Raw genomic sequence first — 22,575 nt, 5'->3', positions numbered from 1 at the left:
TAACAACATTTTAAAAACAAAAGGAAGCCAAGGTCGATGTCACTATTACGGCAACCACCATCCACCACTCCACACGTCGGTTGATGCGGACAGCCACACGCATATCTTCCGTCTTCAGAGGCCGTTCATTAGAACCGATATAAGGTTTCCATACCTCCTCGCCGAAATAGTTGTGCGGACCTCCGAAACGGCAGTCCAGAATACCGGCAAGGGCGGCTTCCGGATAACCGGAATTGGGACTGGCATGCTGGCTGCCATATCTGCCCACAAAAGCAAACAAGGAAAGACGACCGGAAACCAGTACCATCAGAAAGGCTGTCAGACGAGCAGGAATATAATTGGCAACATCATCCAAACGGGCAGCAAAACAGCCGAACCGACGATAGCGTTCATTCTTGTAGCCGACCATGGAATCCAGCGTGTTCACCATCTTATAGGCAAGCATGCCCGGAACTCCCAACAGCAGATACCAGAACAAGGGAGCAACCACCCCATCGCTCAAATTCTCTGCCAAAGTCTCCAATGCCGCGGTTCTCACCTCCTGCGCCGAGAGTGCAGACGTATCACGCCCTACGATACGTGCCACTTGCATCCTCCCTTCCTCCAAGGAACGGTCCACCGCCTTGAACACCATACGCACCTCGCGAACCAGCGTAGTGCCCGCCAAGCAATAGAATATCAGCAATATTTGCACCGTCAGAAGCATGCCCGGAGAAAAGAGTGCCGCCAAGCGGAGCAACAAAAGCGTAATGACATATACCCCCAAGACAAGAGACACCGCCACAAACGCACCTTTCAGGAAACGCGAATCGCCCCGGTTCAACCGGTGCTCACAGAAAGAAATGGCTTTGCCGAAAGCCACCACCGGATGGGGTAGCCACGCCGGGTCGCCCAGCCAATGGTCGAGCAGCCAGGCAGTGAGAAGCGGCAGGTTCAAGTTGAAGGCGACACCCAAAAGTATAAGCACATCTTCTTCCATCGGTCATTCCTCCTCAAGCCATTGTCCTATTGCTTTTACAAGCCTGTCATTCTCCTCCCGGCTCTGGGCGGCTATACGGAAGAAGCGCTCATTCAGTCCGTCGAAGTTGGAGGCGTCCCGAATCAAGATACCATGCTCCCCTGCCAGATAGTCTTTCAAAGCGGAAGCTCTACCCATACGGAGGCACACCAGCATGAAATGGGTTTCGGTGGCCCATACCTCCAGTCCTCCCAATGCCTCGAGCGCACTGCGCAGGCGGGCAGCCTCTTGCAAGTAAGACGCCACATCCAGCGGATTGGGAACATCATGTTCCAGCAGATGGAGCCCTGCCTCAATGGCAAGCTGGTTGACCGACCAGGGCATACGGTTGGTACGCAGACGGTGCAGCAGGTGGGGGGCGCCGGTGACATATCCCAGTCGCAGACCGGGAACGGCATAACGCTTGGTCATGGAGTGCAGCAGCAGAACGTTGGGAAATTCCGCCGCCTCGGCAGCAGAGAAAAGCGGACGCAAGGTGAAAAACTCGTAAGACTGGTCGATGACGAAACATACCTGCGGATTATGACTGATAAGTGTTGCCAGATATTCCTTCTCCACGACCGTTCCGGTAGGGTTATTGGGATTGCACAGCCACAGCATGCGCACCTCTTCCGGCAAGCGATACCCCTCGCTCTCCGCAGGAAGCCGATAGAGGGAAGTGACCCGATGGCCGTGCATGCGGCAGGCATCGGCATATTCACTGAAAGTGGGCTGCACAATGGCGGTGTTTGTCCCGCGGAAAGTCTGTGCGGTGAGATAAATGGCTTCGGTAGCTCCGTTCGTCACGCACACTGCCTCGGCAGGAAGACGGTGGCGGCGGGCAAGGCAGGCCTCAAGCGTGTAAGGCTCCGGTTCGGGATAGTTGCCGATGCCGTCAATCCGGGCACACAGATGCGCCTTCAAGGCAGAGAGGTCTACCCTGCTGTAAACATTCGAGCTGAAGTTTGCCGTAATGGGACGGCTGTATTTATAGGAATCGTCTCCGTGTCCTTCAATCATGGTTCTTTGTCAATATTTGGTAGATAAGCGGCAGGTTGACGTGGCGGCGCACGTGCTCGGCAAGCCTATCGTATTGTTCTTCTTTGAATGTATGGTAATCGAAAGCGCCGGCATTCCCGGACAGTTTGTCTGCAAAAGGCGCAAGCAGGAAATCTATGAATTCCGGATTGTCGAGAATGCCATGAATATAGGTCCCCATGCAGGTGGAGTCCACGTAGTAACCATCGGTAGAGCCGTTCTCCAGAAGATTCAGAGGAGAATCGGGAGTACCTTCCACAGGGGTGGTCACTCCCATATGGATTTCATAGCCCTGCATTAATGGAGAATGGAGAGTGGAAAATGGAGAATGGGGATTGCACAGACCGAACTTCACCTGACGGGTCACCTTCTCTCCCGACATGCGGGTACTGATGGGCAACAGTCCCAGTCCGGGCAGGCGTTCAATGTCCCCCTCCACATGCTCAGGGTCGAGCACCTCCTGCCCCATCATCTGATAGCCGCCGCAGATACCCATCACGGTGGCACCTTCACGGTGGGCACGGATGATGGCAGCCGCCACACCGTTACGGCGTAATTCGTAAAGGTCATCAAGCGTGCTCTTGGAGCCGGGCAGCAGGATGACGTCGGCCTTTGCCAGCTCATCCACATTGTTGGTATAGAAGAGATGTACGCGCGGGTCACGTTCCAGGACATTAAAATCGGTAAAGTTACTGAGGTGGCGCAGCAGAATGACGGCGATGTTCACCTTTCCCTTCTCGGCACGGACAGACTTTGCGGCAAGCGCCACGGAGTCTTCTTCTTCAATGTAGATATCACGGTAGTAAGGTACTACCCCGACAACGGGAATGCCGCAAAGCTCCTCCAGCATCGTAATGCCCGACTCGAAGAGACGTATATCCCCCCGGAACTTGTTGATAAGAATTCCTTTAATGCGTTCCCGCTCATGGGGACGAAGCAACATCAGCGAACCATAGACACTGGCAAACACACCACCACGGTCAATGTCCCCCACAAGGATTACATCGGCTCCGGCATGCAGGGCCATCGGCAGATTGACAAGGTCGGTATCCCGCAGATTGATTTCGGAGATGCTTCCCGCGCCTTCCAGCACAACGGGATTATAGCGAGCGGCAAGGCGGTCGTAGGCAGCACAAACCTCCCGGCGCAGCTCGTCGCGTCCTTCCTTGCGGAAATACTCATAAGCATTGCGGTTGCCGATAGGACGCCCGTTGAGGACAACCTGCGAGGTATGGTCCGACTGTGGTTTCAGCAGTAGCGGATTCATGTCCGTGTGGCAAGGCACTCCGGCGGCTTCTGCTTGCACAGCCTGGGCACGGCCTATCTCCAGCCCTTCGGGAGTGGCAAATGAATTGAGCGCCATATTCTGTGCCTTGAACGGTGCGGGCTGATAGCCGTCCTGCTTGAAGATGCGGCAGAAGGCGGCAGCAATGATGCTCTTTCCCACATCACTGCCCGTCCCGGCAAACATAATCGGATGAAGTTTCTCCATAAATTCCATTTTAGCGAATGCAAAGATAGTGCAAATCCGAATATCTCTCCCATTCATAAGCCATATCTTCGGAAACTATTCGTTATATTTGTAACGTTCTATTCAAAAAGATGACTACTGAACAATTCCCACCTCCTCTTGTTTAGAGAAACAAGAACCCCTAAACCGAACGAACTTATGAATAATCTATTATGCCGGAGATTTTTTCCGGCTGCTGCCTGCGTGCTGCTTGCCATCGGTGGAGTGGCCGCACAAACCTCCCTTCCCCTTAGCTTCGGTGATGCCCTAAGGCAGATGCAAAACGGCAACCGCAGCCTGAAAATAGCCGACAAGGGAATTGAAGCCGCCCGTGCGGAACGTGACAAACTGAATGCCCTCTGGTACCCCTCCCTGCAAGGTGCCGGTACGTTCGTGCATCTTTCCGAAAAGATAGAGGTAAAACAGCCCCTTTCTCAGTTCACCGACCCGGCAAAAGACTTTGTGCACAACATCGTACCGGACGACCAATTCATCAGCAGCATACTCGACCAGATAGGCTCCCATACCCTTGCCTTTCCACTGGCTCCACGCAACCTGACTTCCGTCGGCCTGACCGCCGAATGGGTCGTATTCTCCGGCGGCAAGCGCATCCGGGCCTCGAAGATAGGCAACACCATGATAGACATTGCCCGCGAAAACCGGGGACAGACCGATGCCACGCAACGCACCCTGCTGACAGAAAGCTACTTCGGGCTGAAACTTGCGCAAGAGGTAGTACGCGTGCGGCAGGAGACTTACAACAGCTTGCAACGCCATTACCAGAATGCCCTTAAACTGGAAGCTGCCGGCATGATAGACAAGGCAGGCCGGCTCTTTGCCCAAGTGAATATGGATGAAGCTGCCCGTTCACTGGAGGCTGCCCGGAAGGAGGCCTCCGTCGTGCAAAGTGCCCTGCGCACCCTGCTCAACCTGCAAGACACATGCAGCATCCATCCTACCTCGGAGCTTTTCATCAACGACCAACTGCCCGCTAAAGAGGAGTTCCTGCAAGCCATGCGGGTGGAGAACTACACCGTGAACCAACTGCAACTGCAGTCACAGATTGCCCGCCAGCAGCTCCGCATCGACCAGAGCGGCTACCTGCCGGACATCGCCGTATTCGGCAAGCAGACCCTCTATGCCCACGGCATACAAAGCAATCTTGTCCCCCGCACCATCGTAGGTGTGGGCTTCACCTGGAACCTGTTCGACGGACTGGCGCGTGAGAAGCGCATCCGCCAGTCGAAGATAGCCCAGCAAACCCTCGCCTTGGGACAAGAAAAAGCCAAAGAAGACCTGAGCGTAGGCATCGACAAGCTCTACACCCAACTGCAAAAGGCACAAGACAACGTACGCGCCTTGAATACCACCATCGAGCTGAGCGAAGAGCTGGTGCGAATCCGCAAGAAATCCTTTGCCGAAGGCATGGCAACCAGTACCGAGGTCGTAGATGCGGAAACGATGCTGGCAACCGTCCGCGTGGCGCGTCTGGCAGCCTATTACGAATATGATGTGGCACTGATGAACCTGCTGGCTATCTGCGGAACGCCGGAACGGTTCGAGAAATATTTCGAGACAACTTATTAAAACCTACCCTTTATGAAAATCAATAATAAAAGCATCAGCATTGCATTCGTCATTATCCTGGCCGCAACGGTCATCATTTCGCTTGCCGGCATATTACTCATGAGCCGGCAGCCCCTGGTCCTGCAAGGACAAGTGGAAGCAACGGAAATACGTATCAGCGGAAAGCTGCCCGGACGTGTGGACTCCTTCCTCGTACAAGAGGGCGACTGGGTGAAGGCAGGCGATACGCTTGTCGTCATCAACAGCCCCACCATCGAAGCCAAATACCGCCAGGTGAATGCCCTGGAGCAGGTGGCCCAGGAGCAGAACAAGAAGATAGACGCCGGTACCCGCCGCCAGATTGTGGCCACCGCCCGGCAACTCTGGAACAAGACGCAGAGCGACCTTGCCCTCGCCAAGACCACTTACCAGCGCATTGTAACGCTTTATAAGGACAGTGTCGTCACCTCCCAGCGGCGTGACGAGGTGGAAGCCATGTACAAAGCCGCCCAAGCCGCCGAACGTGCCGCCTACGAGCAATACCAGATGGCCGTGGACGGAGCGCAGAGCGAGGACCGTGCCTCGGCCCGCAGCCTGGTGGAAGCGGCGCGAAGCACCGTCGATGAAGTCTCCTCCCTCCTCGTCGACTCCCGCCTGACTGCTCCCGAAGATGGCCAGATAGCCACCATCTTCCCCAAACGCGGAGAGCTGGTGGCCCCCGGTACTCCCATCATGAGCCTTGTCGTGATGGACGATGCACACGTGGTACTGAACATACGCGAGGACCTGATGCCGCAATTCAAGATGGGAGGCACTTTCCGTGCCGATGTCCCCGCCATCGACGGCAAGGACATTGAATTCCGCATCTACTACATCAGTCCGCTGGGCAGCTTCGCCACCTGGAAATCCACCAAACAGACGGGCAGCTATGACATGCAGACGTTCGAGATACACGCACGTCCCACACAGCAGGTAGAGGGATTGAGACCGGGGATGTCCGTACTCTTAAAAATGAAGAATAAAAAATGAAAGATAAAGAATTTGGCTACGCAATGAAAGCGCTCCGCATGGTTATCCGTCGCGAATGGCACCGCATGACCTCCCGCCGTCTATACCTCGGCGTCTGCGTCGTGCTACCCTTGCTCTGTCTGTTCTTCATGGCCACCATCTTTGGAAACGGACAGATGGAGAACATTCCCGTGGGTATCGTCGACCTGGACAACACTGCCACTTCGCGCAATATCTCCCGGCGCATCTCTGCCGCCCCCACCTTCCGTGTGACGGAGCACTTCACCGACGAAGCCGACGCCCGCCGGGCATTGCAACAGAAGGACATATACGGCTACCTCGTCATCCCGCCCCGCTTCGAACAGAAGGCGGTGACGGGAACTGGCGCAACGCTCACCTATTATTACCACTATGCCCTTCTTTCGGTAGGCAGCGAGCTGATGGCGGCGTTCGAGAATACGCTTGCCCCCGTGGCGCTCTCGCCCATCGTGATGCAGGCCGAAGCTCTGGGAGTCAGCGGAGAACAGATACAGACCTTTCTGCTCCCCGTAGAAGCCAGTACCCATCCCCTCTACAACCCGGACATGGACTACTCCATCTACCTGAGCCAGCCTTTCTTTTTCGTACTGTTCCAGATACTCATCCTGCTCACCACCGTCTACTCCATAGGCAGCGAACTGAAATTCGGCAGCGCCGGCGAATGGCTGGAGATGGCACGAGGCAATATCCTCACTGCCGTAGCAGGGAAACTGCTGCCCTATACCCTCATCTTCTCGTCCATCGGTATCCTGGCAAACTATGTACTGTTCGGCCCGCTACATATCCCCTTCGCTGGCAGTCTGTGGCTGATGAATGCAGTGACCGTGCTCTTCATCATCGCTACCCAGGCATTGGCGGTCTTTATCTATTCTGTCTTTCCCAAGATTGCCTATATCATCAGTGTAGTATCCATGGTGGGGTCGTTGGGGGCTACGCTGTCCGGAGTCACGTTTCCCGTTACAGCCATGTATGCGCCCGTGCATGCGGCCTCCTACCTCTTCCCCGTGCGGCACTTCACGGAGGCGGCACAAGCCATGATTTACTTCGATGCAGGATTTGCCTACTTCTGGCAGTCGGTAGCTACACTCTTCATCTTCCTATTGGCAGCACTGCTGATACTGCCATTGCTGAAATGGTGGATAAAAAAAGAGATAAGGGAAGAAGCAATCTCCGCCTCCCCATCACCTTGCCCACCTACCGCATTGTCAACAGCTTCCGTCATCCGCCACGAGTGGCATGCCATCGCCACCAATCCCGCCATCCTGCTCGTGCTGGCAGGCGGTATCTTCCTCTACGGACTGCTCTACAACTACATGTACGCCCCCAACCTGGTGCGCAAGGCTCCCGTCGCAGTGGTAGACCTCTCCCACTCCGCCCTCAGCCGCGAATACATCCGACTGCTCGACGCCACTCCCCAGACCGCCGTCTACGGCCAGACACCCAACATCCTCGAAGCCCGCCAATGGATGAAGCAGGGCGACGTGGCAGGCATCCTTTACCTGCCTGCCGACTTCGAGGCACGTGTGGCACGGGGCGAGACTTCGGTCTTCGTACTCTATGCCGCCACGGACGCTTTCCTCAACTTCAAAGGACTGCAAGAATCCAGTGCGCGCGTCATGCTTGTCGTGAACGATGCCCACCGCATGGAGGGCACCGTATTCCTACCTCCGCAAGGACTGCTGGCAGTGGCTTCGTCCGCTCCCGTCAGCGTGTCCGGCACGGCGCTCTACAACTATACAGAGGGCTACGGTTCCTATCTGATTCCCGCCGTCCTAATTGTCATCATCTTCCAGACGATGCTGATGGTGATTGCCATGCTGACGGGCGAGGAAGCGGAAGCCCGAAGAAAAGGAATACGGCTGATGCGTGCCGACTCATTGAAGGATACATTACGGATTGTCGGAGGTAGGACCTTCGTATACTTCATGCTCTACGTGGTGTTTTCCCTATTCCTGCTGGGACTGTTGCCGCACCTGTTCAGCATCCCACACATCGGCAGCGGAGGAGACATCGTCACAATGATGATACCCTTCCTGCTGGGCACGAGTTTCCTTGCCCTGGCCGTCTCCCGCTGGTTTACAGACTCCGAAGCACCGTTGCTGATGATAGCCTTCTTCTCTGTGGGCTATATCTTCCTTTCGGGCGTGTCCTATCCGCTGGAGCTGATGCCGTGGTATTGGCAGACAGCCCACTATCTGTTTCCGGCAGGTCCTGCCGTACTTGCTTTTGTAAAACTGAATTCAATGGGTGGAACGCTGGCCGACGTATGGCCGCAGATGCTGACGATGTGGATACAAGTATTGGTCTATGGAACTTTGGCGCTCTGCACTACACGCCACCTCTACGGAAAAGGAAAAGTGAAGGCATAAAAAAAGGCTATCTATCCCAGACAGCCAATCTTTTGTTAACCTTAAATCTAATACTATGAAAAACACATTGCAAATATACGGACTCCTCCGAATTCTCCAAAATTTCAGCTCATAACGGTCTTATTTATAACATGGTTTAATAGGAATATGCCGTTGTTAACAGATAGAGGCTGGTCAAATAAGAAATTTTCACTATCTTCATCCCCAAAATCGAACATCATAACTAAAGAATATTTTGCCATGATTCATACCATACTCGATACAGACCTTTACAAATTCACCACCTCGTATGCCTACATCAAATTGTTTCCCTATGCCATGGGCACTTTCAGCTTCAAGGACAGAGACGACACCGCCTATACGGACACGTTTCTGAAGGAACTGCAAGAGGCGGTGGACAGCCTGGCACAGACCGTACTTACTGCCGAAGAGCTGGAATACATGACCCGCCACTGCCGTTTCCTGCCGAGGGTCTATTGGGAGTGGCTCTCCTCCTTCCGCTTCCAGCCGGAGAAGGTAAGCATCCATCTGGACGAGGACCGGCACCTGAACATTGAAATCACGGACTATCTGTACAAGGCCACCCTTTACGAAGTCCCCCTGCTTTCTATCGTATCCGAAATAAAGAACCGTTCTTTGGGAAACGTGGCCGACATGGACGGCATACTCTGCAAACTGTCCGAAAAGGTGGCACTCTCCAACCGACACCAGCTGTATTTTTCAGAGTTCGGCACCCGGAGACGCTTCTCGTTCGAGGTACAGGACAAAGTCATAGACCGTCTGAAGGAAGCCGCCGAATACTGTACCGGGACTTCCAACTGCCACTTCGCCATGAAATACGGCATGAAGCCTATGGGGACGCATCCGCATGAATGGTTCATGTTCCACGGCGCACAGTTCGGCTACAAACACGCCAACTACATGGCCTTGGAAAACTGGGTGAACGTGTACGACGGTGACTTGGGCATCGCACTGTCCGATACCTATACCTCCGGCATTTTCTTAAGTAACCTGAGCCGCAAGCAGGCCAAACTATTCGACGGTGTACGCTGCGACTCCGGCGATGAATTCGATTTCACCGACAAGCTCGTTGCCCGCTACCGCGAACTGGGCATCGACCCTACCACTAAAACCATCGTCTTCAGCAATGCGCTCGATTTTGGCAAGGCACTCGACATCCAGGAGCATTGCAGGGGCAAAATCCGCTGTTCCTTCGGCATCGGCACCAATCTGACGAATGATACCGGATTCAAGCCCTCCAACATCGTAATGAAACTGACGCAATGCAAGATGAACGTCAACCAGGAATGGCGCGAATGCGTGAAGCTGTCCGACGATGCAGGAAAGCATATCGGCAGCGAAGCGGAAGTACGGGCATGTCTGTATGATTTAAGGCTCGGACAGCAAATAGAACCCCTATGCTGAAAACAGCTTCCCGGCGGTTAGCGATAAGTGCTTACAGTCTTTTCCTTTTGTAGGCAAACTCTTGCCATTTCTCCTCCGGCCAGTCCTGCCGCTGCATCTCCATGCGGGCCATGACGAAGAACAAGTCCGAAAGGCGGTTGATGAAGCGCAGAATATCCTCGTTCACAGGGTCTTGGCGATGGAGTGTCCACAAACGGCGTTCGGCACGGCGGGCCACGGTACGGGCAAACTGCAGTTGGGCTGATATGGGAGTGCCACCAGGCAAAAGGAAGTAGCCGTTGTCCGTCATCAGCAGGACGGTCATGGCATCCATCTCCTGCTCACAGCGCAGCGTGAGCTCTGCGGCAGAAAGCGGATTAGGGTTCACCACTCCCGAGGGAGTGGCCACATGGCTCATCACCACCATCAGTTCCCGCTGGACAGCATGCAGCAACTCCTGCCATCCATCTTCTGCCGCCAGCATGGAGCGCACGATACCAATCACGGCATTCAATTCATCAAGGCATCCGTTTGCCTCGATACGGATGTCATCTTTCGGCACACGCGCGCCACCATGAATACCCGTTGTTCCTTTGTCTCCAGTTTTGGTATAGACTCTTTTCATTCTCTATTTGATAAGGAACTGTGCCCACTGCGGGATTTCCTCTACATATTGTTTGAAGAGGGTCCCGTTTACAGTGCGGAACAATAATCGAGGAATTTGATTTTCTATTGAATTATCGTAGACATATACCCTATCAACCAAGGATATTGCTTTGCCTATATTCAATAACGATTTATAATAACGGGAAATAATTTTGGAAATGGGAACTTCATGCCCTCCATTCAAATAGCGCTGTGTAATACGCCGTACATTTATCTCAGGATTATTTGTACAGACAAAAAAAATGCGAATAAAAAATCCTGCTTTTTTTGCTTCTTCAACAAATGCAAGTTTTTCGTCTGAGGAAAAGACTGTTTCAAATACAAAATCTTGCCTTTTCCTTAAACACTCATAACGCATTTTAGTCGCCAATTCTGCTGCCTTCAATACTGCAACGGGAGAATTCCAATCACCATATTGTTCTTGCGCTATATTATCAGGATTAATGTAAAGGCTATTTTCTGCCCATTCATTATGAAGCAGTTGCACTGTCGTAGAAGTTTTACCCGAACCATTCGGACCAGCTACTATACAAAGTGTCGGATTTTTTTCGTTCATCACATGGATATATCACTTACATTTTTAGCTCTATATGCTTTCAATTTTTCTCTCACCTCTTGCATTCTCCGCTCCAATTCTCTTTTTGCCTTGCGAGAACTTTCACGGGCCGCAACAGCCACTTGTTCCATCAAAGCATGCAGTTGTTCATCAGTAGGGTCTTCCAAAGAAGACAAGCGATAAGTATTCAGTTTCATAATCATAATATATTTAAATGAAAACAAAGATACTCCACTATTTCGAGAACACAAACGAAATTACATAAAATATCAATGCGCTATCCGGACTTTTTCATAATGAATTCAAACTTAGATTAGGACTATTTTTAATCAAGGAATGATTAAAATGCAAAAAACGGCCGGACATGCCATGCAGAAGTCTTATTATATCCTTGTAAGCAAACCCTTTCCCACTTATATAAGGGATCATCAATATGCCAGAGAAGCATCCAGCTTCTATCTTTATCATATTGAGAACTGCAACTGAAACCAAGTCTGTAGTTCACGTTAAACTGCGGTAACGATTTACCAACTTTGGATAACTGTCCTTCTAATTTATCTAACGTTTCCTGTCCCCACTTTTCATCTTGTAAACCATTACCGGTATTGTGCTGGAAGTTTTCCGGAGATCTTCCACAAATATTCACCAATACATCAAACCATTGCCCTATGCTTGGCAGAAACCACGGACTACGTTCGATCCCATCCGGCACCTTATTGCTGTTATTGTAAGTTTTCACCAGATAAAAAGCACGACAGTCGCTTACAAAAGATGCATCACCCTCATGATTTGCCAGCATTTGTAAAGTTTCAGAGTACCCGTTCATGTTATTCTTAATTCTGCTAAAATCATGCTTTGACTTCACATCAGCTATTGATATTGTATCAATATCCGCTTCGATTAAATCCATCGGTCCCCAATTCCCTTCTTTCAAACTATCCAACATCATCACATAGGCATGATTCCATCCTTTTTTATTACACCTCTCGTCTGTCATCCTTTCCGGATCGCAAGTAATTACCATTCCGATAGCATTTTCATAATCATAGATTTTCCCATCTTCTTCCAACTTCCCGTTTCCGGGATGTACTTCTATTCTTTTATCGATTTCGTTCTGAAAGACAAAATCCCCGGGATAAAGCTTTCTTTCTATACTTCCTTTACCGGGTACGGGACTAATAACCTTCAAGGTATAGCATTTTCCAGAAGTAAAACTGATGGAGCTGCCCGAATAATTTATCTTTACATTCGTATCATCTCTGCCATCGGTAGTCATATAGTTTCCGGTAACCCGTGCATTTGCTTGCGGCGGAACAATGGCACAATATTTCAAAGAATCTATCTGATATGGAGTAATACCGTTCAGACTCACATTAATAGCCGCCGAGTCTGTTCCTAAAACCCTCGATTCCCTATGGTAAACAAAGCCTGCTTTTTCTGGTGCAAAACAACCTACGTATACTTGCGGTTGCAATACAAGCAATGCAAACTGGTGTTGAAACAGCAAGTTCAGGATTATTCCGGAAGAATTGTCAATAGCAGGTACGCCGGTGGCAACCAACAAATCGCTGGCAATATGCTTTTCTGTTGTGGACTGGTCCTTCGCAGGTTGCAGTTTTTCATTCCCGGTCAGTGAAGCAATGGCTCCGTCCATACCTTTTGAGAGATCTATTGTGATATTCTTCCTATATGGATAGTAAGCGACATAACTCACTCCATCATACCAATAAAGTGTACCATTTCCCACCGGATTCCAACTGCCGCTTGACATATTGTAAACCAATTTGGCATTATCAATATTATCCATTATAGCACCGTCCTTTATGGCAAAAACACCAATCGAATCACCATCGACAAACTCCATTTTAAAATGTTCGTCCCTTACAGAGGTACGTGTAGAGGACTTTCCTGCATTGGAGAGCTCTTCAAAATCAGCGACTATAGCCCGAACTGTAAAGGGTACTCCCTCACAGCACTCCTTCATACCTCCATTGTTTGCTTCGTATTCGTCAGTGCATGCACTACACACTAAAAGGATGCCCCCAAATACTATTCCAGTGAAAAATTTCATATATCTTTTCATATTATCTTACTTTAAACAGATTGGCATCTTTTTGCGAAGTCCAGAATTACCCCGTCAGGTCAATCAGTTTCTTGTTTTGCTTCCGTTCCAATAACGGTCTCGGTTTCAGTATTCTCTTCCCATGATACGGGGCCGTTCTCCGGCATCACAGTAATTGCCTTTCTTGCTATACCTATAGTATAGCTGACAGCCCTTCCCAAAGCCCAATTGTCAGTCAGAGGTAAAAACAGGTTTTCCATACTGACAGTTTGAACAACAAGAGCATTATTACTATCTTTGGCCGTATATTGATAAGAAATATTGAACTTACTTCCTGCCCCGGCAGGAAGCAGAAAGAAGGTTGCAAGCAGTTTCTTTTCTTCTATAATTGTATCCGGTACCGGAAAACTTATTATACCGGTGGTAAAGTTTTCCTTTTCATCAGCCGATGGATATGTCCACTTCCAGCCTATGTCACTATCTGCTGTAGGATTATAATAGGTAAGCAATCCACTCTTCATTCCCGTAATCGAGAAGGAAGTTACTGACTTTCCCTCCGTATTATCATTACTTTTTATATAGACATTGACCTTGGTCAGTGTATGGTGCAGTTTGAAAGTTACATTACCATTGCTTTGATTCATTACCGGAGTTGCGGCAAGAAAATCTATCTGATTATTTACAGCTATCGGAACGGTATACCCCAACACCGGAAATCCGCTTGCCGTTCCTTCATTCTGAAAAGAGAGGTAACCATTTTCCACTTCATTCACGTAAGGGGCATAAGCAAAGAAACTGATTTTATCCGTGGTGGAATTGTCCGGCCAGAACTTGACCGGACTATAAGACCATGTTCCCTCATCCAGTTGTTTTTCCACAAGCTGGTTATACATAAAATTCGGTATGGCAGTATTCTCGTTGAATTTTCCATGTGTAAAATATGCAAACACTCCCACATTCTTAAGTTCACCGGCAGTGGCAAATTTCCCGGTTCCCCTCGTCATTGTAATAACTCCAGAAAAGCCGATAGGAAGATTCTCCTGCGGAAGTCCGTTCTTACTTTCTTCCCCACTGCATGCTCCCAACAACAAAAGTAATGCAAGGAGGATGCTACACAACCGCTTCATCCCTATATCTTCTGCTTTTCCTTTCATACTCCTTCTACCTAAATGTTACTTTCCCCATTACTGGTCCATCCCGTCATATTGTCATCAACAGCAATACTGATAGCATTCATCTTGATGGTCAACACGTAAGTATGCTGTGTCCCTTTTTTAAAAGTTCCTTGCGGCAATTTGACTTCTTTATCCGTCACAGTACTTGTCAGATTACTACTATCATTCACCTTTGTCACAACATCATAACTAATCTTTAGGCTCAAATCCCCTTCCTTGGCTGTACCGTTTTGGTTATTCACAGGAATGAAATAAAGAGCTTCCTTTTCTGAGAACAAAGCTGTTGCATCGGTATTACTACTCACGTCGACAGCACTCTTCTTATACCCCCATTGGTCAATGCCTGTTCTATTCACAAACTCACTAAGGTCTTGCTCAGCCGAAAAATAGGATGCGGAAGGTGAGATGGCATTCCAAGCATCAGTACCGAAATCATAAACCGCTTTGTTGTAAAGTATTCCACTTCCCGGAGACAGTTTTAATCCTGTTACAAAGATTCTTGTTTCAGCGCCCAGATTCACGTCCGGCTTCACCTTGACATTGGCTATTTGGGTAAGCACATGGCTGAATTTAAACTGGACTGTTCCTTTGTTACCGACATTGCTCTCAGAAGTCAAGTCTTTTATGGCAGTACGGCAATCCGTTACTAAATCCACCATATCTTTCCAATTATTTGAAGTTTTTACTTCAAAGGTGATTTTAGGAGCCTCTTTATCACTTTGTGCCGATAAAATTATTTTTTGGTCTGTTCCCTCTCCCGGATTGGATTCATAAGGTGCATAAGCGAAGAAAGTTATTTTATCATCATTCGTCGGCCAAAAACGCAGAGAAGCATACCCCCAACTACCGGAAGTCCATGTAACATGTTCATTATACATAAAATCGGGTGTTGTACTCGCTTTCTCACTATCCCATCCTTCCTTGCTTGTTTTATAGGCAAAAATACCGAAACCGGCATCCGCTTCTTTCAGCGTGGACGTAGTGGTTTCCGTTCCTCTGGTCTGTACTCCCGTATATACATCCAAACCGATTGTCCGGTCTGCATCCGGATTTATCTCCGTAACTTCATTTTGCGAGCAACCGGCTATCGTCAGCGCTGCCATTGCCATCAATAAACTTTTCGTTCCCATCTTCTATTCATTTTTTCAATTAATATTAATTATGTCCTCAAATATCTATATCACTGTTCACTTCATCCTCCCAGTCATCCACGTTGGCGTCAAAACCCGAACTTCCTTCAACTTTCACATTCGGTACTTTTTTTTCGCACGTCATGTCGATGAAAATGCTCATTCTTCCATCTCCTTCTTCCAACTGGCTTATTTTCAGATCATCAAAACTTTCTTCAAATGTGGTTTTCCCGTCCACCAATTCTGCTCTCAAATGCAGGTTATGTGAAATCTCCGTATCAAAACCAAACACGCTGATAGAGGCGCTTAGTGTTCCGTCCGTCGCCGATCCGGAATTATAAACGGGATTACCGAGACAAAACTCCTGCGCCACAGTCTTTTCTGAAATCTGTCCCGAAGCGAGAAACACAGATTCTGCAATACCATCCAATTTACAAGTGGCATTACGTATATTGTTCATTCCTTTAATACGGATTTTAACTGTTATCTTTTGAGTCAGTTTTTGGGGAAGGAAACAGAGCTGGCAACCATTTTTACTACCGTCAATCTTTTTGCTCCCCCAGTTAGTCATGCCCGATGAATAGTTTCCCGACATGCCCGGAGTCACTTCAAAACTTTCCATACAATCGGCTGCAAGTTCGTCGGGACTATCCATAATGATTATCTCCGTGGAAGGGACATTCTTTGTCACCACATTTGTGGCATGTGCCTCCAACGTCCGGTAGGCATCTTCTCCCCTAAAGCCCAGGTTACCAAAATCGTCAAATGAACGGTTAAAGAGAACAACGTCATAACGTCCTTCTTTCAGATACACAGTCTTATACGTTCGGTCGCCCATCAGTACCATAATGGGACTACTGCCGTCTGTAGGATAGAATACAGTGGTGGCACCATAATCCTGTTCCTTCTCATTCAATCCCGACCGACTCCAATCGGCACTGATCATGATTTCAGTTTCAAGGGAGTAAACCTGCTCACGGTGACTACAAGCGACCAACATGAAGAAGGTGAAGTTGTAAAACACCCACAATAGCAGCATGTTTCCCGATGCAAAAAGCAAGTGTTTTATTTTTATAAGTATCATTATAATTTGCTTTGTCAAGCCGTTACTTACCAATAATCATAAAGACATATATAAAATGAAAACAAGTTCCAAATAAATATAGATAAATCATCTATATATCAATAATTTATATACGAGTTTTTATTTTCAGTTGTTTTCTACGTTTTCAGTTGCTTTGCTCTTTTTAGGTACATTTTTGTTTCTTGTTTGTTTCTTGATTTCGTTTTTTATTTGTACCTTTGTGATAGGAAATAACGAATAAAAGGACACAAATATGCCAAGGACCAGAAAGCCAATAAAAGTAAAGGAGCCGATTCGTCTTCGGACGAAGGAGTTGGCCAATGGCAGCAAGAGTTTGTATCTGGATATATACCGAAATGGTAAGCGGACATACGAGTATTTGAAAATGTATCTTATTCCGGAAACGGATCGTAATGCCCGCCAACAGAACGAAACGACAATGGCTGCCGCAAATGCAATCAAATCGAAGCGTATCATAGAGTTGACAAGTGGTGAAGCCGGTATCATGAATCACAAGGATAAGGTTTATCTGCTGGACTGGATGCAACTCTATAAAGAGGAACAGAAGAAACGTGGTAAGAAAAACATAGGCCAGATAAAATCTGTTACCGGTATCTTGAAAGAGTATGCAGGAGAAAGATTCACATTAAATCAGATTGACCTCACTTTTTGCCACGGCTATATCGACTATATGCTGACAAACTACCGTCCCAAAGGAAAACCCATCTCGGCTTCTACGCGTAATACCTATTACCAGATTTTCAACGGTGCGTTAAATGCCGCTGTCCGTGCGAAACGGATCTTAAAGAATCCATTCAACGAAATGGAAAAATCGGAGAAGCCCAAGATGCCGGAAAGTGTGCGTTCGTATATGACTATTGAAGAAGTGAGATCATTAATCGCTACACCAATGCAGAACGAAGGGGTAAAAAGTGCCTACCTGTTCTCCTGCTTCTGTGGACTACGTATCAGTGACATTATCGGATTGCAATGGAAAGATGTGTTTATTGACAACGGCCAATACCGCTTGGCAGTAGCCATGCAGAAGACGAAAGAACCGATTTACCTTCCGCTCTCCAATGAAGCGTTGAAGTGGATGCCGGAACGTGGGGACAAGACAGCAGACGACCATGTGTTCGATTTGCCTTCAGGTATCAACCAACTTATCAAACCGTGGGCCAAAGCCGCCGGAATTTCCAAGCGATTCACCTTTCATACCGCCCGCCACACGTTCGCCACAATGATGCTGACATTGGGGGCCGATTTGTACACTGTATCTAAATTGCTCGGTCATACATCTGTAAAGATGACCCAAGTGTATGCCAAAATCGTCAATAAGAAAAAAGACGATGCAGTAAATCTGACCAACGGTTTATTCGATTGACAATGCAATGAACATCAGATATGTAATCACTTATAAGGGTGTTGTTCCGACAGGATTCTCTTTCGGGAGCAACACTCTTATAATATATCATATAAATCCAATTTAAAATATTTCATCATGAAAAGACCTAACAATGGCCCTCTCTCTTTTTGGAGGGAAAAAACATCTGCACCATTTTGTTGCAGAACAGGATGTAGCGAAAGAATTATTCGCATTGCTCGTTGAAGCAAAAACAATGTATCTCCGTGATGTCGTGACGGGCAATAAGCAGTACTACCGTTACGTGGAGGATTTCGTAAACAGCCACCGGTATATCAACTGTGACCATGCGGTCTGCCGGAACTGCCATGAAATGAACATTCATATCGTCAAGGGGCTATTAAACGATTGCTCCCATCTTATCCGAGCATTTTTTACCGAAGCAGACTTCTCGTTCGAGAAGTGTATGGAACTGAAACGAACGTATGATACGTTTGTGCCACCATCACAGTCCGTCACGTGCTGCAAAGATGGACCGACAAGAATTTATCCTCTTTCTTTTGGATGCAATCTCACTCGTAAACAGATGATAGGTATTACAGCTTGTGCCAATGCTTATCATCTGTTTTGCGTTTCTACCCTACACGTTGAAGATATGGAAGCCCTGCTTTCCTGCAAAGAAGGATTCTGTATTCGTGTAAACAATATCCGCCATGTGGCCATCCTGTTTGATACACTCCTTGAGCACTCGTTTATCCAAGCCAAATGGCAGTCCGTTCTCAGTAATGGGCGGTTCTTGCAAACCAAGGATGGAAAAGGATTCGTTTCAGCTTCAAGCCTTTCATCCGCTCTGTCTGCCTTACGTAACAACATGACATCAACAGGTTACGGTATCAGACGAGCCATTGATGAACTGAGAGAGTGGTAAGAAGTGCCAATAAGCGAAGTATGTGAAAGGTAAAAGCGTGACAGTTGCCGTGATACGTGGTTACTATCACGGTACAAACTCACGCTGACCTTTTGGGTTGCCCTATCTTTGACCTCCGTTAGCGCGCTACATAACGGAGGATATACTTCATTGTCTAAATTTATAATAACTCATTTATGCAAAATAATAGATTGACATTCATGGAACGGCTGAGTGAACGGCTTACAAGCGTCGAAGTCATCCTAAAGAAATTAGATCCGATAGAAAGTCTGTTGGAACGCATCGCATTGCTGGAAAAAAATATATATACCACCAAACAGGTGTTTACCTTCCAAGAGGCTTGTATGTATATCGGAATATCCGAGAGTATGCTGTACAAGCTAACATCAGGCAAGGAGATTCCGCACTACAAGCCACGTGGCAAAATGATATATTTCGCCAAAGAAGATCTGGACGAATGGCTTTTGCAGAATTATGAACCAACCGTAGATGAAGCAGCACGTATGGCAAACGAGGCCGCTGCCACACAACCTTTCTTTAATCAAAGACGCCATGGAAAACGAAAGAAGAACTGAATATAATGTGGATATGAGGCCGGAGGAGGATTTCTTATCGGATATCCTCTCCGCCTCGCAGATTCGGGCGACGGATACCTATGAAACGCCGCCACAGATTATCTGGATAGACAACTCGACCATTGCTACGCTCGGCAACTTCAGCGCATCAACCGGCAAGGCGAAATCAAAAAAAACATTTAACGTTTCGGCCATTGTCGCTGCATCGCTGGCAGGGAAACAAGTGCTGAACTACCGGGCGCACCTCCCGGAAGGTAAACGCAAGATTCTGTACGTGGACACGGAGCAGAGCCGCTTCCATTGTCACAATGTACTGGAACGCATCTTGCGGCTTGCCGGACTGCCCACTACAACCGACAGTGAAAACCTCGACTTTATTTGCTTGCGCGAATACTCTCCGGCAATACGCATTGGGGTCATCGACTACGCCTTACGTCAAAGAAAAGGATACGGACTTGTTATCATCGACGGTATCCGTGACCTGATGCTTGACATAAACAGTACCGGTGAGTCCGTGGAAGTCATTAACAAGATGATGGAATGGTCATCAAAGTATGACCTGCATATCCACTGTGTGCTACATTTGAATAAAGGAGATAACAATGTGCGCGGGCATATCGGTACGGAAATGAGCAACAAGGCGGAGACTGTACTGGTCATCAGCAAAAACAACGATTGTCCCAACGTCAGCGAAGTTCATGCGTTACACATCCGTGAGAAAGAGTTTAAACCTTTTGCTTTCACTGTCAATGAGGGCGGGCTCCCGGTTCTCGCAGAAGGGCATTTGTTTGAGAATGCCCCACATCAGAAACCGAAACAGCGGACGGGTTTTATGGAACTAAGCATCGAACAGCACCGTGAAGCCCTTTCCGCTGCATTTGGAGACAAACCCATCCGTGGGTTTGAAAATATGCTGCAAGCCATGATGACTGCTTACGAGGCAATCGGGTTTAAGCGTGGGAGAAACGTAATGGTCAAACTGCTGCAATATCTGACTGACACCTTAAAACTGGTTATCAAACGAGATAAACTTTTTTATTATGACATGACACAGGCAGAAACCATGCTTTTCGATGAAGAATGAGAGCGGGCGCGGGCCTATATAATTCAGTTTAATTTAGTATTTATATATATAGGGGCGCAAACTAAACTAAACCGCTTTTGTACAAACAAGTGAAAAGAAATTTAATATGACCATAGACGAAGCAAAACGAGTGCGTATCGTGGACTTTTTGGCCCAGCTCGGCCACCGTGCGCAGTATATGAAATCAGAGCAATATTGGTATCTTTCGCCTCTCAGGAAAGAGGTGACGCCATCGTTCAAAGTCAATGACCGGCTGAATGAATGGTATGATTTTGGCGAGGCCACCGGAGGCGACCTTGTGGAACTGGGTAAGTACCTTTGCGGAACTAAAAGTGTGAGTGAAGCATTAGCATACATCAAACGGTATGTCAATGGTGTGTCGCTGCCGAGAACCCGGGCGTTGCCCGCAACCTCTCGACCAGTGGAAGCCGACATGAAGAATTTGATTATCGTGCCGCTGCGACACCACGCACTGCTCTCATATCTCCATTCACGTATGATTGATTCGGATATCGGACGAATGTTCTGCAAGGAAGTCCATTACGAACTGCGCCAGAGACGTTACTTTGCACTGGCCTTTGGCAATATATCCGGTGGATACGAGGTACGAAACCCTTATTACAAAGGATGTATCAAGAACAAGGACATTTCCTTGATACCCCAATCGCGTGGTGAGGCACAGAGCCGTGTCTGCCTATTTGAAGGATTCATGGACTTTCTGTCCTATCTAACCCTAAAACAGACGGACGATAGTGCCATTTGCATTAATGCTCCCTGTGACTACCTTGTTATGAACTCGGTCAGTAATCTGAAAAGGACATTGACGTATTTGCAAAAATACACGTATATTCACTGTTACCTTGACAATGACCTTGCCGGACAAAAGACAGTAGAAACCATAGCCGGGATGTATGGCAGATGCGTCTATAACGAATCAAACTGTTATGCCGGTTACAAAGACCTGAACGACTACTTACGTGGGAAGAAACAATGAACAACCCGCTCCCTAAGCCCTCCTTCATCACGGAGGGCTTTTTTATATCCCTACTTTTCCTGTTTTCTTATCCAAAATCATATTTGAATATGATTTTGAAATATGATTTTTGGATTTTGAAAAAATATTATATTGAAACGATACGTTTTATAATCAATAATTTTATCTTTCAAATTATCCATTCTTATTTTGCACACACAACCAAATATAAAAATCATATTATACAAAAATATATGAAATCATATTTTATTTTCACCATTGTCCTGACGGTTGCCTATCTCGTCTATTATGCAGTTATCATCGTGCAGGACCTTTATGGAAAAAAAGGAAATGGCAAGCCGGAAGAAGAGGTATTTGACCTCGGTGCGCCAGAAGATGAGCAGAGTGTGTACGTGACGGAGAGCGATACGGGATTCAATGTGGGTAATGAGAAATATGAAACAGATATTGCCCCTACCGCTTCGCCTGCACCACAGGAGACGGAAACCGCAGACAATAATGGCGAGATAGCCGTGGCGGAGAAGCTAAAACGCCTGAAAGCCCAAGCGGAGGAACAGATGGAAGAAACCGAGACCTACCTGTCGGACGCATACACGGCAGACGAACTATACAAAGCGATGCTTGCCAAAGGAAAGACGGGCAACCGTCCGAAACTGGTATGGAAACCTCTCAAAGACCGATTGTAAAATGTCGAAAGCAAAAAAAATATTATGTGCACTGTGCTTTGTCCCTTATGCGGCATTCGCCAAAAGTGGCAGCGTAAACTACAGTTGGGGTGCAGACGCACTGGCAACGATGCACGACTTCGTGGTGACGATGATGCTGTACGTGCTGTACATCTGCTACGCTGTCGCCTCGGTTTTCGTAGTCGTTGCCGCGCTCCAGATCTATATCAAAATGAACACAGGCGAGGACGGCGTGGTGAAGTCTATCGTATCACTTGTCGGTGCGTGCCTCTTCATCATTGGAGCTTCAATCGTGTTCCCTGCTTTCTTCGGCTACCGCATATAGGTGGCTGACAGAAGTG

At 48.1% G+C, this 22,575-nt stretch carries 21 protein-coding genes; 11 read left to right on the top strand and 10 right to left on the bottom strand.

Going from position 1 to position 22,575, the window contains the following annotated elements; translation table 11 throughout:
* Window positions 1-10: 10 nt before the first annotated feature.
* The 3 genes from cbiB to DW039_RS12795 are packed head-to-tail and all read right to left on the bottom strand — an operon-like array spanning window position 11 to window position 3,527.
* Entirely contained in the window at window positions 11-979 is a 969-nt protein-coding gene (gene cbiB / locus DW039_RS12805) for an adenosylcobinamide-phosphate synthase CbiB (RefSeq protein WP_057087668.1), read from the bottom strand.
* Between the two features lie 3 nt (window positions 980-982).
* Window positions 983-2,017: a threonine-phosphate decarboxylase gene (locus DW039_RS12800; protein ID WP_120382001.1), complete on the bottom strand. Its 1,035-nt coding sequence runs from the start codon at window positions 2,015-2,017 to the stop codon at window positions 983-985.
* A complete protein-coding gene (locus tag DW039_RS12795; protein WP_207810794.1) occupies window positions 2,010-3,527 on the bottom strand; it encodes a cobyric acid synthase in 1,518 nt (505 codons plus the stop codon). Before DW039_RS12795 ends, DW039_RS12800 begins: the two co-directional genes overlap by 8 nt.
* Before the next feature lie 177 nt (window positions 3,528-3,704).
* Between DW039_RS12795 and DW039_RS12790 the strand changes: the two genes are divergently transcribed.
* From DW039_RS12790 to pncB, 4 genes are all read left to right on the top strand, one after another.
* Window positions 3,705-5,132 (top strand): TolC family protein, encoded by a 1,428-nt coding sequence (locus DW039_RS12790; protein WP_120381999.1) that lies wholly within the window; start codon window positions 3,705-3,707, stop codon window positions 5,130-5,132.
* A gap of 12 nt (window positions 5,133-5,144) precedes the next feature.
* A complete protein-coding gene (locus DW039_RS12785; RefSeq protein WP_009038534.1) occupies window positions 5,145-6,140 on the top strand; it encodes an HlyD family secretion protein in 996 nt (331 codons plus the stop codon).
* Window positions 6,137-8,527, top strand: a complete 2,391-nt coding sequence (locus DW039_RS12780; RefSeq protein ID WP_120381998.1) for an ABC transporter permease — start codon at window positions 6,137-6,139, stop codon at window positions 8,525-8,527. The genes DW039_RS12785 and DW039_RS12780 overlap by 4 nt, the downstream gene beginning before the upstream one ends.
* A 240-nt stretch (window positions 8,528-8,767) precedes the next feature.
* The gene (gene pncB, locus DW039_RS12775; protein WP_005829296.1) at window positions 8,768-9,952 is read left to right on the top strand and encodes a nicotinate phosphoribosyltransferase; all 1,185 of its coding nucleotides are present in this window, start codon (window positions 8,768-8,770) and stop codon (window positions 9,950-9,952) included.
* A 31-nt stretch (window positions 9,953-9,983) separates the two neighbouring features.
* Here the strand turns inward: pncB and DW039_RS12770 are convergent, their stop codons facing one another.
* The 7 genes from DW039_RS12770 to DW039_RS12740 all read right to left on the bottom strand — a co-directional run bounded on the left by DW039_RS12770 (window position 9,984) and on the right by DW039_RS12740 (window position 16,604).
* Window positions 9,984-10,556 carry a cob(I)yrinic acid a,c-diamide adenosyltransferase gene (locus tag DW039_RS12770; RefSeq protein WP_008663456.1) on the bottom strand — a complete coding sequence of 191 codons (573 nt, stop codon included), beginning with the start codon at window positions 10,554-10,556 and terminating at the stop codon, window positions 9,984-9,986.
* A gap of 3 nt (window positions 10,557-10,559) precedes the next feature.
* Window positions 10,560-11,153, bottom strand: coding sequence for a zeta toxin family protein (locus DW039_RS12765; protein WP_005829300.1), 594 nt, complete (start codon window positions 11,151-11,153; stop codon window positions 10,560-10,562).
* Window positions 11,153-11,350, bottom strand: a complete 198-nt coding sequence (locus tag DW039_RS12760; RefSeq protein WP_005836934.1) for a hypothetical protein — start codon at window positions 11,348-11,350, stop codon at window positions 11,153-11,155. The genes DW039_RS12765 and DW039_RS12760 overlap by 1 nt, the downstream gene beginning before the upstream one ends.
* Window positions 11,351-11,493: 143 nt before the next feature.
* Complete coding sequence (locus tag DW039_RS12755) at window positions 11,494-13,236, bottom strand: fimbrillin family protein (protein WP_008663455.1); 1,743 nt, start codon at window positions 13,234-13,236, stop codon at window positions 11,494-11,496.
* Window positions 13,237-13,295: 59 nt separating this feature from the next.
* Window positions 13,296-14,369, bottom strand: coding sequence for a fimbrillin family protein (locus tag DW039_RS12750; protein ID WP_008663454.1), 1,074 nt, complete (start codon window positions 14,367-14,369; stop codon window positions 13,296-13,298).
* 11 nt (window positions 14,370-14,380) lie between these two features.
* Window positions 14,381-15,520, bottom strand: coding sequence for a fimbrillin family protein (locus DW039_RS12745; protein WP_120381997.1), 1,140 nt, complete (start codon window positions 15,518-15,520; stop codon window positions 14,381-14,383).
* Window positions 15,521-15,557: 37 nt separating this feature from the next.
* A complete protein-coding gene (locus DW039_RS12740) occupies window positions 15,558-16,604 on the bottom strand; it encodes a DUF5119 domain-containing protein (RefSeq protein WP_227224231.1) in 1,047 nt (348 codons plus the stop codon).
* A gap of 253 nt (window positions 16,605-16,857) precedes the next feature.
* Between DW039_RS12740 and DW039_RS12735 the strand changes: the two genes are divergently transcribed.
* The 7 genes from DW039_RS12735 to DW039_RS12705 all read left to right on the top strand — a co-directional run bounded on the left by DW039_RS12735 (window position 16,858) and on the right by DW039_RS12705 (window position 22,559).
* Complete coding sequence (locus DW039_RS12735) at window positions 16,858-17,988, top strand: site-specific integrase (protein ID WP_005777415.1); 1,131 nt, start codon at window positions 16,858-16,860, stop codon at window positions 17,986-17,988.
* A gap of 133 nt (window positions 17,989-18,121) precedes the next feature.
* Window positions 18,122-18,895 carry a hypothetical protein gene (locus DW039_RS12730; RefSeq protein ID WP_118356352.1) on the top strand — a complete coding sequence of 258 codons (774 nt, stop codon included), beginning with the start codon at window positions 18,122-18,124 and terminating at the stop codon, window positions 18,893-18,895.
* A 176-nt stretch (window positions 18,896-19,071) separates the two neighbouring features.
* Entirely contained in the window at window positions 19,072-19,470 is a 399-nt protein-coding gene (locus tag DW039_RS12725) for a helix-turn-helix domain-containing protein (protein WP_118356353.1), read from the top strand.
* A complete protein-coding gene (locus DW039_RS12720; RefSeq protein WP_004310190.1) occupies window positions 19,448-20,554 on the top strand; it encodes an AAA family ATPase in 1,107 nt (368 codons plus the stop codon). The genes DW039_RS12725 and DW039_RS12720 overlap by 23 nt, the downstream gene beginning before the upstream one ends.
* Window positions 20,555-20,660: 106 nt before the next feature.
* On the top strand, window positions 20,661-21,548 hold the full coding sequence (locus tag DW039_RS12715) for a toprim domain-containing protein (protein ID WP_007901068.1): 888 nt from the start codon (window positions 20,661-20,663) through the stop codon (window positions 21,546-21,548).
* A 233-nt stretch (window positions 21,549-21,781) separates the two neighbouring features.
* Window positions 21,782-22,234, top strand: a complete 453-nt coding sequence (locus DW039_RS12710) for a hypothetical protein (RefSeq protein ID WP_165853113.1) — start codon at window positions 21,782-21,784, stop codon at window positions 22,232-22,234.
* Between the two features lies 1 nt (window position 22,235).
* Window positions 22,236-22,559, top strand: a complete 324-nt coding sequence (locus tag DW039_RS12705) for a DUF4134 domain-containing protein (RefSeq protein ID WP_004310187.1) — start codon at window positions 22,236-22,238, stop codon at window positions 22,557-22,559.
* Window positions 22,560-22,575 lie beyond the last annotated feature (16 nt).

Origin of the sequence: Bacteroides sp. AF39-16AC (assembly GCF_003602735.1) — a bacterium.
GTDB classification, from domain to species: Bacteria; Bacteroidota; Bacteroidia; order Bacteroidales; family Bacteroidaceae; genus Bacteroides; species Bacteroides uniformis.
The sequence above is the reverse complement of the archived record's forward strand: the minus strand, read 5'-3'. Positions and strand labels throughout refer to the sequence as shown.